The sequence below is a fragment of the Streptomyces sp. CHD11 genome (assembly GCF_018638295.1).
In the GTDB taxonomy this organism is placed as follows: Bacteria; Actinomycetota; Actinomycetes; order Streptomycetales; family Streptomycetaceae; genus Streptomyces.
In genome coordinates this window covers 158,487-176,403 of the sequence record NZ_JABTTS010000027.1, presented here as the reverse complement: position 1 = coordinate 176,403, position 17,917 = coordinate 158,487, and the positions used below count along the sequence as shown (strand labels likewise).

15 protein-coding genes are annotated in these 17,917 nt (G+C 72.3%); 9 read left to right on the top strand and 6 right to left on the bottom strand.

What is annotated here, in order from left to right; genetic code table 11:
- The first annotated feature begins 217 nt into the window (after positions 1-217).
- Positions 218-1,288, top strand: a complete 1,071-nt coding sequence (locus tag HTV45_RS24795; protein WP_251692672.1) for a MerR family transcriptional regulator — start codon at positions 218-220, stop codon at positions 1,286-1,288.
- 106 nt (positions 1,289-1,394) lie between these two features.
- Here the strand turns inward: HTV45_RS24795 and HTV45_RS24790 are convergent, their stop codons facing one another.
- Positions 1,395-2,642, bottom strand: a complete 1,248-nt coding sequence (locus HTV45_RS24790; protein WP_215208077.1) for a cation:proton antiporter — start codon at positions 2,640-2,642, stop codon at positions 1,395-1,397.
- A 4-nt stretch (positions 2,643-2,646) separates the two neighbouring features.
- Positions 2,647-3,117: a cation:proton antiporter regulatory subunit gene (locus HTV45_RS24785; protein WP_215208076.1), complete on the bottom strand. Its 471-nt coding sequence runs from the start codon at positions 3,115-3,117 to the stop codon at positions 2,647-2,649.
- Positions 3,118-3,421: 304 nt separating this feature from the next.
- Here HTV45_RS24785 and HTV45_RS24780 point away from each other — a divergent pair, with 304 nt between their 5' ends.
- Positions 3,422-4,252 (top strand): universal stress protein, encoded by an 831-nt coding sequence (locus tag HTV45_RS24780; RefSeq protein WP_215208075.1) that lies wholly within the window; start codon positions 3,422-3,424, stop codon positions 4,250-4,252.
- A 243-nt stretch (positions 4,253-4,495) separates the two neighbouring features.
- Here the strand turns inward: HTV45_RS24780 and HTV45_RS24775 are convergent, their stop codons facing one another.
- Complete coding sequence (locus HTV45_RS24775) at positions 4,496-4,918, bottom strand: secondary thiamine-phosphate synthase enzyme YjbQ (protein WP_215208074.1); 423 nt, start codon at positions 4,916-4,918, stop codon at positions 4,496-4,498.
- 83 nt (positions 4,919-5,001) lie between these two features.
- Between HTV45_RS24775 and HTV45_RS24770 the strand changes: the two genes are divergently transcribed.
- Positions 5,002-6,081 carry an NAD(P)-binding domain-containing protein gene (locus tag HTV45_RS24770; RefSeq protein WP_215208073.1) on the top strand — a complete coding sequence of 360 codons (1,080 nt, stop codon included), beginning with the start codon at positions 5,002-5,004 and terminating at the stop codon, positions 6,079-6,081.
- A gap of 103 nt (positions 6,082-6,184) precedes the next feature.
- Here the strand turns inward: HTV45_RS24770 and mltG are convergent, their stop codons facing one another.
- Positions 6,185-7,027 carry an endolytic transglycosylase MltG gene (gene mltG / locus HTV45_RS24765; protein ID WP_215208072.1) on the bottom strand — a complete coding sequence of 281 codons (843 nt, stop codon included), beginning with the start codon at positions 7,025-7,027 and terminating at the stop codon, positions 6,185-6,187.
- A gap of 43 nt (positions 7,028-7,070) precedes the next feature.
- Entirely contained in the window at positions 7,071-8,873 is a 1,803-nt protein-coding gene (locus tag HTV45_RS24760) for an ABC transporter ATP-binding protein (protein ID WP_215208071.1), read from the bottom strand.
- Between the two features lie 112 nt (positions 8,874-8,985).
- Between HTV45_RS24760 and HTV45_RS24755 the strand changes: the two genes are divergently transcribed.
- The 5 genes from HTV45_RS24755 (at position 8,986) to HTV45_RS24735 (ending at position 14,427) form a co-directional block, all read left to right on the top strand.
- Positions 8,986-9,450, top strand: coding sequence for a MarR family winged helix-turn-helix transcriptional regulator (locus HTV45_RS24755; RefSeq protein WP_215208070.1), 465 nt, complete (start codon positions 8,986-8,988; stop codon positions 9,448-9,450).
- A gap of 274 nt (positions 9,451-9,724) precedes the next feature.
- Complete coding sequence (locus tag HTV45_RS24750) at positions 9,725-11,548, top strand: ABC transporter ATP-binding protein (protein ID WP_215208069.1); 1,824 nt, start codon at positions 9,725-9,727, stop codon at positions 11,546-11,548.
- A complete protein-coding gene (locus tag HTV45_RS24745) occupies positions 11,545-13,326 on the top strand; it encodes an ABC transporter ATP-binding protein (RefSeq protein WP_215208068.1) in 1,782 nt (593 codons plus the stop codon). The genes HTV45_RS24750 and HTV45_RS24745 overlap by 4 nt, the downstream gene beginning before the upstream one ends.
- Before the next feature lie 325 nt (positions 13,327-13,651).
- Complete coding sequence (locus tag HTV45_RS24740; RefSeq protein ID WP_215208067.1) at positions 13,652-14,122, top strand: DUF5709 domain-containing protein; 471 nt, start codon at positions 13,652-13,654, stop codon at positions 14,120-14,122.
- Between the two features lie 50 nt (positions 14,123-14,172).
- A complete protein-coding gene (locus HTV45_RS24735) occupies positions 14,173-14,427 on the top strand; it encodes a type B 50S ribosomal protein L31 (RefSeq protein ID WP_215208066.1) in 255 nt (84 codons plus the stop codon).
- A 20-nt stretch (positions 14,428-14,447) separates the two neighbouring features.
- Here the strand turns inward: HTV45_RS24735 and HTV45_RS24730 are convergent, their stop codons facing one another.
- Positions 14,448-15,242 carry a metal-dependent hydrolase gene (locus HTV45_RS24730; RefSeq protein ID WP_215208065.1) on the bottom strand — a complete coding sequence of 265 codons (795 nt, stop codon included), beginning with the start codon at positions 15,240-15,242 and terminating at the stop codon, positions 14,448-14,450.
- 115 nt (positions 15,243-15,357) lie between these two features.
- On the opposite strand from HTV45_RS24730, the gene HTV45_RS24725 reads away from it, so the two are divergent.
- Complete coding sequence (locus HTV45_RS24725; RefSeq protein WP_308309746.1) at positions 15,358-17,901, top strand: DUF3516 domain-containing protein; 2,544 nt, start codon at positions 15,358-15,360, stop codon at positions 17,899-17,901.
- Positions 17,902-17,917 lie beyond the last annotated feature (16 nt).

The following is a 17,917-nucleotide window of genomic DNA, read 5'->3' as shown; positions in this document are numbered from 1 at the left end:
GCTGCTCCCGGCGGGCGGCGTGTCCGGGTCCTCCGCCCTGTGGGGGGTGCTCCTCGGCTCGTTCCGGGCGGCCGCGTCGCGCACGGTCGGACCGGCCGTGTCCCGGGTCAGGACCCGCGGCCGGAACCGGGCGCGGTCACCGGCCGTCGTCCCGTCCCGGGCGGGGGTTGACCCTCGACCTTGTCGAGGGATCAGGGTCGTGGATGTGGAGAACGAGATGCGCAGCATTGGTGAGATGGCCCGGGACAGCGGGCTGGGTGTGAGTGCCCTGCGGTTCTACGACCGTGCCGGTGTCCTGGTTCCCGACCGGGTGGACCCGGTCAGCGGCTACCGCTGGTACGCGCCCGGACAGCTGGACGAGGCCCGGCTGCTGGCCCGGCTGCGGCGGGCCGGTATGCCGCTGGCGGACATCCGGCTGGTGCTGGCCGGCTGGGCGGGCGCCGACACCGATCTCGTGCGGCAGCTCCTTCAGGCGCATCTGCGCCGGCTGCAGCAGGGGCTGACCGACGCCCGTGACGAGTTCTCCGCACTCCTAGCCCTACTGGACCAGAGGGAGAACCTCATGACCTCACCCCGTACCGACACCACCGTCCGGCTGACCCTTCCCGGTCCCCGGCTGGCAGCCGCCCTGGACGCGGTCCGGTTCGCGGCCGGCACCGACCCGGAGCTGCCGATGCTCGGCGGGATCCATCTCGACCTCGACGACGGCCGACTGCGCGTGGTGGCCACCGACCGGTACCGGATGGCCGTGGCACACGTGCCCGCCGACGGGCACGACGGCCCCCGCGTACGGGGAACCGTTCCGCTGCCGCTCGCCGACGCGATGCGGGCGCTGCTGGACGGCGATCACGGCGCGCGGCTCGCCCTGGACGGCGACCGCGTGACCCTCGAGGCCGGGGACCGGCAGACGGCCGGCCAGTGCCTCGGCCACGACTTCCCGGACTACCGGCGCCTGGTCCGCCTCCCGGCCGGGCGGCGCGTCCCCGTGGACGTACCGGCGTTCCGGAAGGCGGTGCGCGGTGGTCCTGTACGTGAGCAGGACGCAGGAGCGGGCGACCTCAGCGTGCTGCGGGTGTCGGACGACGGCTCGGTCGCCGTCACCGGGGACGGGGCCACCGGCCAGGATCTCGTCGCCGTCAACCGGGCGTTCCTGCTGGAGGCGCTGGCCGCGGGTGCCCGCGACCGGCTGCTCCTCGAGTTCGGCGCCCCCACCGCGCCCCTCGCCGTCCGCCGCCCGGACGACGAGCACACGTTCTCCCTGCTGATGCCGGTCCGGCTGGAGAGCTAGGGACCGGACGGCGGCCTCTCGCTCCGCGGACGAGCCGTGTCCGGCGCGCGTCGACGCGGAGGAGGGCGCCGTCCGTTCCGCCGGACGGCGCCCTCCTCCGGGCGGTTCAGCGTTCGACTCCGCTGTCCTCCACCGGTTCCAGCGTCTCCGCGGCCGGCGCCGCGCTCGGGACGGGCACGGTGTCGGCCGACGCCGCTCGCAGTGCGGTCAGACGCAGGGCGATGGGCTCGGTGTAGCGGGCCGTGAGCGGTCCGAGGACGACCAGGACCAGGACGTACGCGGTGGCCAGCGGGCCGAGGTCGGGCTCGATACCGGCGGTGACCGCGAGTCCGGCGATGACGATGGAGAACTCGCCACGGGCCACCAGGGTGCCGCCCGCACGCCAGCGGCCCTTCACCGAGATCCCTGCCCGGCGGGCGGCCCAGTAACCGGTGGCGATCTTCGTCAGCACGGTGACGACGGCCAGCCCGAGGGCGGGGAGGATCACCGGCGGGATGGACTGCGGGTCGGTGTGCAGGCCGAAGAAGACGAAGAACACCGCGGCGAACAGGTCCCGCAGCGGCGCCAGCAGGTTGTGCGCCCCCTCGGCGACCTCACCGGACAGGGCGATACCCACCAGGAACGCGCCCACGGCCGCCGAGACCTGCAGCTGCTGCGCCAGACCCGCGACCAGCAGGGTGAGACCCAGCACGACCAGCAGCAGCTTCTCCGGGTCGTCGCTGGAGACGAACCGTGAGATGACCCGCCCGTAGCGGACGGCGACGAACAGCACCAGCCCGGCGACGCCCAGCGCGATGCCCAGGGTGACGCTGCCCGCGGCGATGGTGACGCCGGCCAGCAGAGCGGTGATGATCGGCAGGTAGACCGCCATCGCCAGGTCCTCGAGCACCAGGATGCTGAGGATCACCGGGGTCTCGCGATTGCCGAGCCGGCCGAGGTCGCCGAGCACCTTGGCGATGACACCGGAGGAGGAGATCCAGGTGACGCCGGCGAGTACCACCGCGGCGACCGGGCCCCAGCCGAGCAGCAGGGCCATGGCGGCGCCCGGCAGCGCGTTCAGCGTCATGTCCACGAGGCCGGCCGGGTACTGGGTCTTGAGATTGGAGACCAGGTCGCTGGCCGTGTACTCGAGGCCGAGCATGAGCAACAGCAGGATCACGCCGATCTCGGCGCCGATCGCCACGAACTCCTCACTCGCGCCGAGCGGCAGCAGCCCGCCCTCACCGAACGCGAGGCCGGCCAGGAGATAGAGGGGAATCGGGGAGAACTGCAGGCGTCCGGCGAGGCGGCCCAGCAGACCGAGCCCGAGGATGATCGCGCCGAACTCGATCAGGAAGATCGCGGAAGAATGCACGCGCTCACTCCCGACCCAGAATCGAAGCGGCGGTGTCGATGCCCTCGCGGGTGCCGATGAGGATCAGCGTGTCCCCTCCGGCCAGCCGGAAGTCCGGCGCGGGCGACGGGATGGCGTCGGCGCGCCGCAGCACGGCCACGATGGACACTCCCGTGTCGGTGCGCATCCGGGTCTCACCCAGCAGCCGGCCGTTCCAGTGTGAGACGGAGGACAGTTCGATGCGCTCGGCGACCAGCCCCAGGTCGGTGGTGTGCAGCAGGTTGGGGCTGTGGTGGGCAGGCATCAGCGCGTCGATGAGCGCCGCCGACTCGGCGACCGTCAGGCGCAGCGACCTGGCGCAGGCGTCCGGGTCGTCGGACCGGTAGACGTTGACCGTGCGGGCACCGTCGCGGTGCGCGATCACGGACAGGTGCTCGTGCTCACGCGTGGTGAGGTCGTATTTCACGCCGATGCCGGGCAGCGGCGTCGCGCTCATCCGTGGAGCAGGCACAGCCCGTCCCCTTCCCGATTCTTCTGATGTCATCCGGTGCGGGGTGTCGGACCGGCCGTTCCACGGCCCTGGTGGTCCACCCCCACGGGGGTAATGGTGCCATCCCGCCAAACGGCCGGAACATGGGTGTTGTCACGGATGGACAAGGCGCGCTGCGGCGGGAAAAGTTACGGGGAAACCGCGTGTCCGCAGCTCAGAGCGTTGCGGAACTACCGAGCACGCAGGGTGACGCGTACGCGGCGTCCGTCGTGGGTACTCGCACACCCGCTGCCGGTGACGGGAGTGTGACGTGGACAACACGGTGATCGTCGGAGTGGACGGTTCGCCGTCCAGCCTCGCCGCGGTGGATGTCGCGGCCCGGGAGGCCCGGCTGCGCGGCGCGCGGCTGCGGATCGTGCACGCCTTCAGCCGGCCGGCCGACCTGGACCCGATGGTCCACGGAGTGCTGGCGGAGGCGGAGCAGCGCGCCCACGACCGCTCGCCGGGTCTGGAGATCGGCCGGACCGTGGCGTCCGGCGACACACTGACGGTGCTGCGGAGCGAGGCGCGGCACGCGGTGCTGACGGTGGTCGGCGAGCGGGGACACGGCGGGTTCAGAGGACTGCTGCTGGGGTCGACCGCGGTCCAGCTGGCGGCGCACGGCCACGGTCCGTTGATGGTGGTCCGCGGCCGGGAGGACCCGCGGGGGTTCGTCCTGCTCGCCGTGGACGGCTCCCCGTCCGGTGACGCGGCGGCGTCCTTCGGTTTCGCCGAGGCAGCGCTGCGCGGGGCTCCGCTGGTCGCGCTGCACGTGTGGAACACCTGGGGCGAGCCGACGCCGTACGAGGCCCCGGCCGATCCGCTGAGCGTGGTGGTGGATCTCGACCAGCTCCAGGAGCGGCACCGGCGGCTGCTGGAGGAGGCGGTGGCACCGTGGCGGTCGGCGCATCCCGGGGTCCCGGTGGAGCTGCGCCTGGAGCGGGCCCGGGTGCGTCACACCCTGCTGGACGCGTCGCGGGAGGCGCAGTTGGTGGTGACCGGAGCCCGGGGACACGGCGGTTTCGCCGGAATGCTGCTCGGTTCGGTCAGTCAGGCGCTGCTCCATCATGCCGACTGTCCGGTCACCGTGGTCCGCGACTGAGGAGACCGCGCGTCCGCCTAGGTCTTCAGCCGAGGAGGACCGTGCGCCCGCTCCCGGATTCCGCGGCCGTTGAGTGCACGCCCTCGTGCGAGTCCGGCCCGGTGACGCCCACCGGTGCGGGGACGTGTGCGGCCCGCGTGCCGTCCGGCCCGTTCAGTGGGCGGGCCGCGCCGGACGCCGCCGGCCGCCGAGCGCCCGGCGGCCGGCACCGCGCCGGGTGGGGCGGGGCCGCCCCGGCATGCGTCAGCCGAGGAAGCTGAGCCTCACGCGACGGTCGGGGTTGTCCCTGTTCGTGTCGACCAGGCACACCGACTGCCAGGTGCCCAGCTCCAGGCGTCCGTCGACCACCGGGAGCGTCGCGTGGGGCGGCACGAAGGCGGGCAGGACGTGGTCGCGGCCGTGGCCGGGGGCGCCGTGCCGGTGCTGCCAGCGGTCGTCGGCGGGCAGCAGGGTGTGCAGGGCGGACAGCAGGTCGTCGTCGCTGCCGGCGCCGGTCTCGATGACGGCGATCCCGGCCGTGGCGTGCGGCACGAAGATGTTCAGCAGGCCGTCGCGGCCGGCCGCCGCCTCCCGCAGGAAGGACTCGCAGTCGCCGGTGAGGTCCACGACCCGCTCGTCGGAGCCGGTGGTGATGTTCAGGACTCGGGTGGTGAAGGCATCGGACATGCCCTCCATCCTGGCCGACCCGGCGGGCTTCGCGCGGCAGGGGCGGTGGGAAGATCCACGGCCTGGGCTCTGTTAGTAGAAGCGTGAACAACATGCGCGAGGTCGAGGTGGTCGTCGTGGGCGCGGGGCAGGCCGGGCTGGCGAGCGCCTATCACCTGCGGCGGACCGGCCTCGAGGCGGACCGCGACTTCGTGGTGCTGGACCACTCCCCCGGTCCCGGCGGCGCCTGGCAGTTCCGGTGGCCCTCGCTGACCTACGGCAAGGTGCACGGGATGCACGCGCTGCCCGGCATGGAACTCGTGGGTGCCGATCCGGCGCGGGCCTCGTCCGAGGTGATCAGTGAGTACTTCGACCGCTATGAGCGGACGTTCGACCTGCGGGTACTTCGGCCGGTGGACGTACGGGCGGTACGGGAGGGACCCGGCGGGCGTCTGCTGGTGGAGACCTCCGGCGGCGTCTGGGCCACCCGGGCGCTGATCAGCGCCACCGGCACCTGGGACCGGCCGTTCTGGCCGCGCTCTCCGGGTCAGGAGACGTTCCGCGGGCGCCAGTTGCACACCGTGCGGTATCCGGGGCCGGAGGCGTTCGCGGGGCAGCGGGTGGTCGTGGTGGGGGGCGGTGCCTCGGGCACCCAGCATCTGCTGGAGATCGCTCCGTACGCCGCGGCCACGACGTGGGTCACCCGGCGGCCCCCGGTGTTCCGTGAGGGCCCCTTCGACGAGGAGGCCGGGCGGGCGGCCGTGGCACTCGTCGAGGAGCGGGTACGGCAGGGGCTGCCGCCGCGCAGTGTCGTCTCGGTCACGGGGCTGCCGCTCAACGACGCGATCCGCGAGGGACTGGCCGCCGGCGTGCTCGACCGGCAGCCGATGTTCGACCGGATCACTCCGGACGGCGTGGAGTGGGGGGACGGACGGCGAGTGGCGGCCGACGTCATCCTGTGGGCCACGGGGTTCCGGCCCGCCGTCGGCCACCTCACGCCGCTGCGGCTGCGGGAGCCCGGCGGCGGCGTCCGGCTCGAGGGCACACGGGCGGCCGCCGATCCGCGCGTCCACCTGGTCGGTTACGGCCCCTCGGCGAGCACCATCGGGGCCAACCGGGCGGGACGCGCGGCGGTGCGGGACATCCGGCGGCTACTGGCCGGCCAGGAGCCGGCGGCGGCGTGACCGTGGGGACCGGCCGGTCGCGATGTGACCGTCGCGACGTGCCGGCCGCGGCATGACCCTCGGGGCCGGGCCGGGACGGGACGGGACCGCCCGTCCGGGTGGATCACTTCTTCGCCGCTTCGTCCGCCCTCTTCCGCTGGGCGTTGGACTCGGCCACGTCGCGCTCGTGTTCGGCGAAGTCCGCGGTGAAGCGGGTGTCGCCCGGCTTGACCGTGACGAAGTAGAGCCAGTCGCCCGGGGTGGGGCTGACGGCGGCCCGCACCGCGTCCTCGCCGGGGTTGTCGATCGGGGTCGGCGGCAGTCCCATGCGCTGGTAGGAGTTGTAGGGGCTGTCGATCTCGGTGTCCGCCGCCGTGCTCGGCGTCGAGCGGCCCAGCGCGTAGTCGACGGTCGAGTCCATCTGGAGCGGCATCCCGCGCTCCAGCCGGTTGAAGATCACGCGGGCCACCTTGCCCATGTCGCCCCTGGTGGGGGCCTCGGCCTGGACGATGCTGGCGACGGTGACCGCCTGATAGACGTTCATCGCGTTGCGCTGCGCACCGGCCGCGATCGGGGCTCCGTTGAACTTCTTGTCGGCCGTCTCGACCATCCGGGCCAGCAGTTTCTGCGGGGTGGCCTTCTCCGGAAGCGGATAGGTGGCCGGGAACAGATAGCCCTCCGGATTGCCCTCGGCCTCGTCCGGAAGCTTCAGGTCCGCCTTGGCGAGGGACTTCTTCGTGGAGCCCGCCGGCAGGTCGAGGGTCTTGTCGATGGCGGCGTACACCTGACTGGCCCGCCAGCCCTCCGGGACGATCAGGGTCCTGGGGCGGGACTCGTCGTCGCCGTTCACCATCAGCAGCGGCACCGCCACGGCGGTGCCGGCCACGACGGCCCCCAGCGCGGCGAGAGCGAGACGGCCCCGGCGCGTCAGTCGGATCGTGCTCCGTGACGGAGTGTTCGTCTGCATGCGGGCACGGTAACCCGCATAGCGCCGTAAACCCGGCATATCTTCATCTTGTCGGCTCCAGTCGGGCGTCCCGGCGCACAAGCGCCGCGTACCGCCCGTTCCGCTCCACCAGTTCCTCGTGCGTGCCGCGTTCGACCGCGCGGCCGGAGTCGAGGACCACGATCTGGTCGGCGCCGCGAACGGTGGACAGGCGGTGGGCGATGGTGAGCGTGGTGCGGTTGGCCGACAGTGCGTCCAGGGCCTGCTGGACGGCGGCCTCGGTCCGGGTGTCCAGGGCGCTGGTGGCCTCGTCGAGCACCAGGACGGGCGGGTCGCGCAGGATGGTGCGGGCGATCGCCAGGCGCTGCTTCTCGCCCCCGGAGAACCGGTGGCCGCGCTCGCCGACCACGGTGTCGTACCCGTCGGGCAGTGCGGCGATGTGGTCGTGGATCTGGGCGGCGGCGGCCGCCGCCCGCAGTTCCTCGTCGGTGGCGTCCGGCTTGGCGAACCGCAGGTTGTCCGCGATCGAGGCGTGGAAGAGGTAGGTCTCCTGGGAGACGACCCCGACCCCGCGGGCCAGCGTGCCGAAGTCGAGGTCCCGCACATCGACCCCGTCGAGGGTGACCCGGCCGCCCGTGACGTCGTACAGCCGGGGCACCAGATGACCGAGCGTCGACTTGCCCGCGCCGGTCGCGCCGACGACGGCGAGACCGCCTCCCGGCGGCACGGTGATGTCGATGCCGTCGAGCACGGGCCCGCTCTTGTCGCCGTAGCCGAAGGAGACGTTCTCGAAGCGGACCTCGCCCTTGATCCGGTCCAGGCGCACCGGGTCCTCGCGCTCGGTGATGTCGACGGGGAGGTCCAGGTACTCGAAGATGCGCTGGAAGAGCGCGAGCGAGCTCTGGATCTGGACACCGGTGGACAGCAGGCTCACGGCCGGGCGGAAGAGACCCTGCTGGAGCGAGACGAAGGCGACGATCGTGCCGATCGAGACCTCGGGACCGCCGGTCTGCAGGGCGATCCCGGCCGCCCAGTAGATGACGGCCGGCATCGCGGCCATGACGATGGTGATGACGGCCATCCGCCAGCGGCCGGCCATGTTCGACCGCACCTCGAGGTCGACCAGGCGCTCGGACTCGTCCGAGAAGGCACCGGCCAGTGAGTCGGAGCGGCCCATGGTGCGGCCGAGCAGGATGCCGCTGACCGAGAGCGACTCGGTGACCGTGGCGGCCATCGCCGCCATCTGTTTCTGGCGCTCGGTGGTGATCTTCCTGCGTTCGTTGCCGACGCGGCGGCTGATCCAGACGAAGACGGGCAGCAGCACCAGCGACACGACGGTCAGCCGCCAGTCGAGCACCAGCATCGCGACGACGGTGGCCACGACGCTGGTGAGATTGGAGACCAGGGAGGTCGCCGTCGAGGTCACGGTGGCCTGCATGCCGCCGATGTCGTCGGCGATGCGGCTCTGGACCTCGCCGGTGCGGGTGCGGGTGAAGAAGGCGAGCGACATGCTCTGGAGCCGCCCGTAGACGGCGGTACGCAGGTCGTGCATGACACGCTGGCCGACGGTCGTGGAGATCAGCGTCTGCAGGACGCCGAAGATGCTGGTGAGGACCGCGCTGAGGATCATGCCGAGCGCGAGCAGACTGAGCAGCCCGGTGCGGCCTTGCGGGATCGCGACGTCGAGAATCGCCTTCAGCAGGAACGGTGTGGCGACCGAGACCAGCGATGCGGCGCCGACCAGCAGGCCGACGATCGCGAGGCGCCCCCGGTAGGGGCGGAAGAGCCTCAGGATGCGCCGCACCTGCCGGGGTTGTTCCGTGGCGCCGGCGGGCGGGGTCCGGCCGGCTTCGTGATCGGGATGCATGGTCTCCTTCGGGACGGGCGCCCGGAGAGGGTGCCCCGGGGTGTACGGATGCCGGAACCCTGCTCATTGTTACCCATACTCACAATGAACGTCATCCTGATAATGTTCCCGCATGACCGTTCCCGATCCCGACGGCCAGCTGGCCGAGCAGCTGCTTCGGCTCACCCGCCGGGTCCATCGCATCCAGAAGCGCCATCTGGAACGGCGCGAACTCGGTATCACCCCTGCCCAGTCCCGGCTGCTGCGCACGCTCGCGCACTACGGCTCGCCGCCGCGCATGACCGATCTCGCCGAGCGGCTCGAGGTGGTCCCCCGGGCCGTCACCACGCTGGTCGACGGGCTGGAGACCGGCGGCAAGGTCCGCAGGGTGCCGGATCCGGCCAACCGACGGGTGATCCGGATCGAGCTCACCGACGACGGACGCGCGGCGCTGCGCGAACTGCGGGCGGCGCGCCGGACCGCGGCGGAGGAGATCCTGGCCCCGCTGGGTGAGGAGCAGCGCGAGGCACTGGGCGAGCTGCTGGACACCCTGGTCGACGGGAAGACCGCCCCGCAGTGCCGGGGTCCGTCCGTCTGAAACCCGTGGGGTGACGGGGGAGGGTGCGGCCGGGCGGACCGCCGGTTCCGCCCGGTGGCGTGGAAAACCGTTTGCCCTTCCGTCCCCGACGGCGTCAACCTGTCACGGTTTGCTGCTCGCCGTCCGCGGACGGTGCGCAGGCGTGCCGCGAACCCCCTCGCCGGCACCGCTCCTCCCCGCCGCGCCTCTCCCCACCGCCTCCACTGCCCCCTTCCGCCCTCCGCTCCCCCCGTCTCCCTTTCCGCCGCATCCTGATCCGAGCCACTGGGACGTCATGCAGATCCGAGACCTTCCGTATCCCGACCCGGGGGTGCCCGATGCGCGCTCGGGTCCCCGCTTCCTGTGGTGGCTCTTCCGCAACCAGCTCTCCGGGCAGCTCACGGCACTGGCCTGGGGCCTGTTGCACTTCGTCTCCGTCGCCTCGCTGCCGTTCTGCGTCGGTGTCGCCGTCCAGGCCGCGGTCGACGGCTCCGGCGGCCGGCTCGCCCTGGCGGGCGGACTGATGGCGCTGGCCTGCGCCGGCAACGCGGTCGGCGAGACCTTCCTGCACCGGGCCGCCGTCACCAACTGGATCACCGCCGCCGCCCGAGTGCAGCAACTGCTCGGCCGCAAGGCCGCGACACTGGGCTCCGCGCTGACCCGCCGGGTCGCCGCGGGGGAGGTCGTGGCCGTCTCCACCGGTGATGTCGAGAAGATCGGCTGGTTCGTGGAGGCCCTGTCGCGGTTCACCGCGGCGGCGGTCACGATCGTGCTGGTCTGCACCGGCCTGCTGATCTACCAGCCGGCGCTCGGAGTCGTCGTCAGCGTCGGACTGCCCCTGCTGGCGATCGCGGTGCTGCCGCTGCTGCCCCGCGCCACCCGGCGGGCGGACGTCCAGCGCGAGAAGGCGGGCCGGGCCACCGAGCTGGCCTCCGACACCGTGGCCGGGCTGCGTGTGCTCCGCGGCATCGGCGGCGAGGAACTCTTCCTCGACCGCTACCGCCGCGCCTCCCAGGAGGTACGCCACGCTGCCGTACGCAGTGCGCGCATGTGGTCGCTGATCGCCGCGATCCAGGTGCTGCTGCCCGGTCTGCTGCTGATCACCGTCGTCTGGTACGGGGTCCAGCTGGCCCGCGAGGGCCGGATCACCGTCGGTGAGCTGGTCACCGTCTACAGCTCGGTCATGCTGCTCACCTATCCGATCCGGCACTTCGAGGAGATCGCGATGGCGTACTCCTTCTCGCGCCCCTCGGCCAGGCGGGCCGCACGCGTGCTGGCGCTGGAACGGCCCACGGACACCGCGGGATCCCGTGCCGCCGGGGCCCCGTCCGGCGACCTGTACGACCCGGCGACCGGACTGCTCGCCCCCGCGGGCAGCCTCACCGCGGTGGTCTGCGGTGATCCCGACGCGGCGGGACGGCTGGCCGAACGGCTCGGCGGGCACGCCTCGGAGCAGGGAACGTCGGTGCTGCTCGGCGGAGTCCCCCTCGACGAGCTGCCGCTGGACTCCGCCCGCGAGGCCGTCCTGGTGCAGGACAAGGATCCGGTGCTGCTGTCCGGCACGCTGCTCGAGCTGCTCGACGTGCCCGCGTCCGGGGCGGTGGACCCCCGGGACGCGCTGCACGCCGCACAGTGCGGGGACGTGCTGACGGCGCTGGCACAGGGCGCGAAGGGCTCCGGGGACCCGATGGACGCCCGGATCACCGAACGCGGGCGGTCCCTGTCCGGCGGACAGCGCCAACGGCTCGCGCTGGCCAGGTCACTCGTCACGGACCCGCAGGTACTCGTCCTGGACGAGCCGACGTCGGCCGTCGACTCGCACACCGAGGCCAGGATCGCCGAGGGCGTGCGCGGACTGCGGGCGGGCCGCACCACGGTGGTGTTGACCTCGTCCCCCCTGCTGCTGGACCGCGCCGAGCGGGTGGTGTTCCTGCACGGCGACACCGTCGCGGCGGTCGGCGGCCACCGCGAGCTGCTGCGCACCGATCCCCGGTACCGGGCCGTGGTGACCCGCGAGACCGAGGACGACGGGGCGGCACCGGCCGGGGACCGGGTCCTGCACGCGGACGGGGTCCTGCTGAGACGGGAAGAACGGGAAGAGATCGAGGAGACGGCATGATCGGCGTCGCGCCACCGGCCTACGACCCGGCGGCACCCACGGCTGCCACCACCCTTCCCGTGGGCACGCCCGCCACCGTGCGCGCCTACGTCACGGAACTGCTGCGCCGGCACCGCCGGGCCTTCCTGCTGCTGGTCACGGTGAACACGGTCGCCGTGATCGCCTCGATGGTGGGGCCTTACCTGCTCGGCGGACTGGTGGAGGGGATGGCCGATCCCGGGCGGGAGCTGCGTCCGGGGCTCACCGCGGGGATCTTCGTGCTCGCGCTGGCCGTCCAGGCGGCTTTCGTCCGGCAGGTCCGGCTGCGCGGGGCGATGCTCGGTGAACGGATGCTGGCCGATCTGCGCGAGGATTTCCTGGTGCGGTCGGTCGGGCTGCCGCCGGGCGTGCTGGAGCGGGCCGGCACGGGTGATCTGCTGTCGCGGATCACGACCGACATCGACCGGCTCGGCAACGCGATGCGCGAGGCGGTGCCGCAGCTGGCCATCGGCGCGGTGTGGGTGGTGCTGCTGCTGGGCGGACTCGTCGTCACCGCGCCCGAGCTGGCACCGGCGGTGCTGGTGGCCGTGCCGCTGCTGGTGGCCGGCTGCCGCTGGTACTTCCGGCGAGCGCCGGCCGCCTACCGCTCGGAGGCCGCGGGGTACGCGGCCGTGGCCGCCGCGCTGGCGGAGACCGTGGACGCGGGGCGGACCGTGGAGGCGCACCGCCTCGGCACGCGCCGCGTGGCGCTGACGGACCAGCGGGTCGGGGAGTGGACGGCCTGGGAGCGCTACACGCTCTGGCTGCGGTCGGTGCTCTTCCCCGTCGTCAGCGTCACCCATGTGACCGTGCTGGCCTCGGTCCTGATGATCGGCGGGGTCTTCGTCCTGCAGGGCTGGATCGGTGTCGGTCAGCTGACCACGGGCGCGCTGATCGCGCAGATGCTCGTGGACCCGGTGGGGCTCATCCTGCGCTGGTACGACGAGTTGCAGGTGGCGCAGGTGTCGCTGGCCCGGCTGGTCGGGGTCCGGGACATCGAGCCCGACGCCGGGGACACCGCTCTGGCCCCCGACGGGCACCGGGTGCACGCGGACCGGGTGCACTTCGGCTACCAGGAGGGCGTGGATGTCCTGCGCGAGGTGTCCCTGGAGGTCCCGCCCGGGACCAGGCTGGCGCTGGTCGGTCCCTCGGGCGCGGGCAAGTCCACTCTGGGCCGCCTGCTCGCCGGGATCTACGCACCCCGGCAGGGACGGGTCACCCTGGGAGACGCCGAGCTGTCGCGGATGACCGCCGAACGGGTCCGGGAGCATGTGGCCCTGGTCAACCAGGAGCACCACGTGTTCGTGGGCTCCCTGCGCGACAATCTGCGGCTCGCCCGGGCGGACGCCGGGGACGCCGAGTTGTGGGCGGCGGTCGGGGCGGTCGACGCGGACGGCTGGGCACGCGCGCTCGAGGACGGCCTCGACACCGAGGTCGGCTCGGGCGGTTTCGCGCTCACCCCGGCCCAGGCCCAGCAGATCGCGCTGGCCCGGCTGGTGCTGGCGGACCCGCACACCCTGGTCCTGGACGAGGCGACCTCGCTGCTCGACCCCCGCGCGGCACGTCACCTGGAACGTTCCCTGGCCCGGGTCCTGGACGGCCGGACGGTGGTCGCCATCGCCCACCGGCTGCACACCGCCCACGACGCGGACGTCATCGCCGTCGTGGAGAACGGCCGCATCAGTGAGCTGGGCAGCCACGACGAACTCGTCGCGGCGGACGGCGCGTACGCGGCGCTGTGGCGGTCCTGGCACGGATGATGGCCCGCCGGCCGCCGGCTGAGCGCCCGCTCCGGTCGTTCGCACGACGGCCGGGCCGACGGCCGCCTCCTCCGGGGCGGCGCACTTCGCCTGGGGGTGCCGACCGGGCGGGGACGAGGCTCCCCGGCCCCCGGGAGCGGCCGGGGAGCCCGGCCCGGGAGGCGTCCCGTTGCGCGGTGGGGAACTCCGGTGGAAGGGTGGAGTCAGGCACCGGCTCGGGGAGCGCCCGGATCCGGACGGAACGGGAACGGGTGACGCCGGTGCCCGGTCCGTACCGCCCGGCGCGGGCCGCGGCGGGAACGGGCCCCATCCCCTGGAGGTAGCCGTGAACAGCGCCGACGGTTGGGGAGACGATGTCTACCAGCCCGACGGGTCCGAGATCCAGGACGACGCCGGACTGCTCGACGCCGAGGACACCCTGGAGAACGACGGCGTCGCCGATCCCCTCGACCGGGGCTGGTCGCCCCCGGAGCGGCCCCTGGCCGTGGAGCACTACGGCGTGACGGCGGCCGAGCGGCATGCGGGCGAGACACTCGACCAGCGGCTCGCCGAGGAGCAGCCGGATCCCGGCGCCTGGGACGGCGACGGGCTCGGCGATTCGCCGGGCACGGACGGGGAACTCCTGGACAACGAGGTCGGAGCCGTGCGCTCCGGCCGGCTCGTGGCCCCCGACGAAGGGGCGCACGAGGACGACGAGGAGGCCCTGGTGGCCACGGACGTCGGCATCGACGGCGCCGCCGCTTCCGCCGAGGAGGCCGCCATGCACGTCGTCGACGAGGACAGTCTGCCCGGCTGACCCCGCCCCTCCCCCGCCGCAGCGCGGGCCGAGTCGCCCGAGGAGCATTCATGCAGCAGGACAAGCATCCCGACTACCGTCCGGTCGTCTTCCGCGACCGTGCCGCCGGCTATGCCTTCCTCACACGGTCCACCGCGACCAGTGCCCAGACCATCGAGTGGGACGACGGCGAGACCTATCCGGTGGTGGACGTGGAGATCTCCTCGGAGAGCCACCCGTTCTACACGGGCAAGGCCCGCACGGTCGACACGGAGGGCCGGGTGGCCCGCTTCGAGCGCCGGTACGGCGGGGAGAACACCGGCTGAGGGCCGGTGAGCGGCGCCCCTCAGATCACGTTCAGCGCCGCCGCGCAGCCCACTCCGCCCAGCAGCATGAAGACGGGCATCAGCACCTTCAGCTCCACCCAGCTGCCCGCGCGAAAGCGCATCACCTTGGGCGGGCCTATCGGGTACCAGCGCCTGCGGCCCACCGGTATGGGCCACAGGACCGGGCAGCCGGAGACGGTCAGGGCGTCCCCGATGTCGTGCACCAGCGCGCCCAGCACGACCGGCAGCCCCAGCCACAGGTACTCCTGGCCGGGTGCGGTGAACAGCCAGTCCGAGCCGTTGCCCGGCTGGTCCAGAATGCCGGCGATGATCCAGGCGCTGGTCGCCGCCAGCAGCCACACCAGCACATCGCTGCTGGATCCGCGGGTCGCCCGCCACAGCAGGCCCTCGATGGCCAGCACCATGTGCACGAAGAGGATGGCCAGCACCGCCCAGCGCCCGCCGGTGACCGCCAGGGCCGCGGTGCCACCGCCGATCAGTACGGCCCAGAGCCAGGTGTGCGTGAGAGTGCGGTGCCCGCCGGAGCGGCGTGGGTCGCCCGGTTTTCTGGTGGCCTTGTAGACGGCGTACGACAGTTTGTCGACGATCTCGCACAGCCAGCGGGACAGGGGGCCGAAGGCGCGCGAGATGGTGGCCGCCTTGTGGTCCAGGTCCGGCGCGAGCGCGGCACCCGCGCAGATCAGGGCACCGGTCAGAAGCACCGGCCAGGGCATCGGCTGTCCGGCCGCGGCAGCCGCCGCGCCGACGCCGAGCCAGGCCGCGGCGCCCGATAGTGAGTGTGCTGGTCCCATCATCGCCGCTGCCCGCCCCATTCCTCGTTCGCCACTGTCCCGTTGACCGGTCGTATGGACGCCCCGCCGGCGACACAGCGTAGCGTTCGCGATCTTCGGCTCCGAAGCCGATTCCCGCATCGGGCGTGCGGGCAGGCAAGATGGGTGCGTGACCCTCATCGATCAGCTCCCGCCGACCGCCGACCCCGACGCCCTGTACGAGGCCTTCGAGTCGTGGACCCAGGAACGCGGCCTCACCCTCTATCCCCACCAGGAGGAGGCGCTGATCGAGGTGGTCTCCGGTGCGAACGTGATCGTGTCGACACCCACCGGTTCCGGCAAGAGCCTGATCGCGGCCGGCGCCCATTTCGCCGCCCTGGCCCGCGACCAGGTCACCTTCTACACCGCACCCATCAAGGCGCTGGTGTCGGAGAAGTTCTTCGAACTGTGCAAGATCTTCGGCACGGAGAACGTCGGCATGCTCACCGGCGACGCGTCCGTCAACGCGGACGCCCCGGTCATCTGCTGTACCGCCGAGGTGCTGGCGTCGATCGCGCTGCGCGACGGCAGGCACGCGGACGTGGGCCAGGTGGTGATGGACGAGTTCCACTTCTACGCGGAACCGGACCGCGGCTGGGCCTGGCAGATCCCCCTGCTGGAGCTGCCGCAGGCACAGTTCGTGCTGATGTCGGCGACTCTCGGCGATGTCTCCTTCTTCGAGCAGGACCTCGCCCGCCGCACCGGCCGCCCCGCCACCGTGGTCCGTTCGGCGACCCGGCCCGTTCCGCTGTCCTACGAGTACCGGTACACACCGCTCACCGAGACGCTCACCGATCTGCTCGCCGCCCGGCAGGCGCCGGTCTACATCGTGCACTTCACCCAGGCGCAGGCGGTGGAGCGTGCTCAGGCGCTGATGAGCATCAACATGTGCACGCGCGAGGAGAAGGAGCGGATCGCCGAACTCATCGGCAGCTTCCGTTTCACCACCAAGTTCGGCCGCAATCTGTCGCGTTACGTCCGGCACGGTATCGGTGTGCACCACGCCGGCATGCTGCCCAAGTACCGGCGGCTGGTGGAGAAACTCGCGCAGGCGGGTCTGCTGAAGGTCATCTGCGGCACCGACACGCTCGGTGTGGGCGTCAACGTCCCCATCCGCACCGTGCTGTTCACGGCCCTGACCAAATACGACGGCACTCGCGTACGCACCCTGCGGGCCCGGGAGTTCCACCAGATCGCGGGCCGCGCCGGACGCGCCGGCTTCGACACCGAGGGCTTTGTGGTGGCCCAGGCTCCCGAGCATGTGGTCGAGAACGAGAAGGCCCTGGCCAAGGCCGGCGACGATCCGAAGAAGCGCCGCAAGGTCGTGCGCAAGAAGGCACCCGAGGGGTTCATCGCCTGGAGCGAGCAGACCTTCGACAAGCTCATCGGATCCGAGCCGGAGCCGCTGAACTCCCGCTTCCGGGTCACGCACACCATGCTGCTGTCGGTGATCGCCCGGCCCGGAAACGCCTTCGAGGCGATGCGCCGGCTGCTGGAAAACAACCACGAGCCCCGCAGGCAGCAGCTCCGGCACATCCGGCGGGCGATCGCCATCTACCGCTCGCTGCTGGACGGCGGCGTCGTCGAGAAGCTCGACCGGCCGGACGCGGAGGGACGCATCGTGCGGCTGACCGTGGACCTGCAGCACGACTTCGCGCTGAACCAGCCGCTGTCCACGTTCGCGCTCGCCGCGTTCGAGCTGCTGGATCCGGAGTCGCCGTCGTACGCCCTGGACATGGTCTCCGTGGTCGAATCCACCCTGGACGATCCGCGCCAGATCCTCGCCGCCCAGCAGAACAAGGCGCGCGGGGAGGCCGTGGCCGCCATGAAGGCCGACGGGGTGGAGTACGAGGAGCGCATGGAGCGCCTCCAGGACGTCACCTACCCGAAGCCCCTGGAGGAGCTGCTCTTCCACGCCTACGACACCTACCGCAAGAGCCACCCGTGGGTCGGTGACCATCCGCTGTCGCCCAAGTCCGTGATCCGGGACATGTACGAGCGTGCGATGTCCTTCACGGAGCTGGTGTCCCATTACGAACTGGCCCGTACCGAGGGCATCGTGCTGCGCTATCTCGCCGGCGCCTACAAGGCGCTGGAGCACACCGTGCCCGACGACCTGAAGTCGGAGGACCTGGAGGATCTGATCGCCTGGCTGGGCGAGATGGTGCGTCAGGTCGACTCCAGCCTGCTGGACGAGTGGGAGCAGCTGGCCAATCCGCAGGAGATGACCGCCGAGGAGGCCCAGGAGAGGGCCGACCAGGTCAAGCCCGTCACCGCCAACGCACGTGCCTTCCGCGTGCTGGTCCGCAACGCCTTGTTCCGCAGGGTCGAGCTCGCCGCCCTCGACCAGGTGCGGGAGCTGGGGGAACTGGACGGGGACGGCGGCTGGGACGCCGACGCCTGGGGCGAGGCGATGGACAAGTACTGGGACGAGTACGAGGACCTGGGCACCGGCCCCGACGCCCGCGGCCCGAAACTGCTGCTGATCGAGGAGCAGCCGGAGAACCGGCTGTGGCGGGTCCGGCAGATCTTCGACGACCCGAACGGGGACCACGACTGGGGCATCAGTGCCGAAGTCGATCTCACCGCCTCCGACACGGAAGGCCGCGCCGTCGTCCGTGTCACCGATGTCGGCCAGCTGTGAACCCAGGAGAGACCCG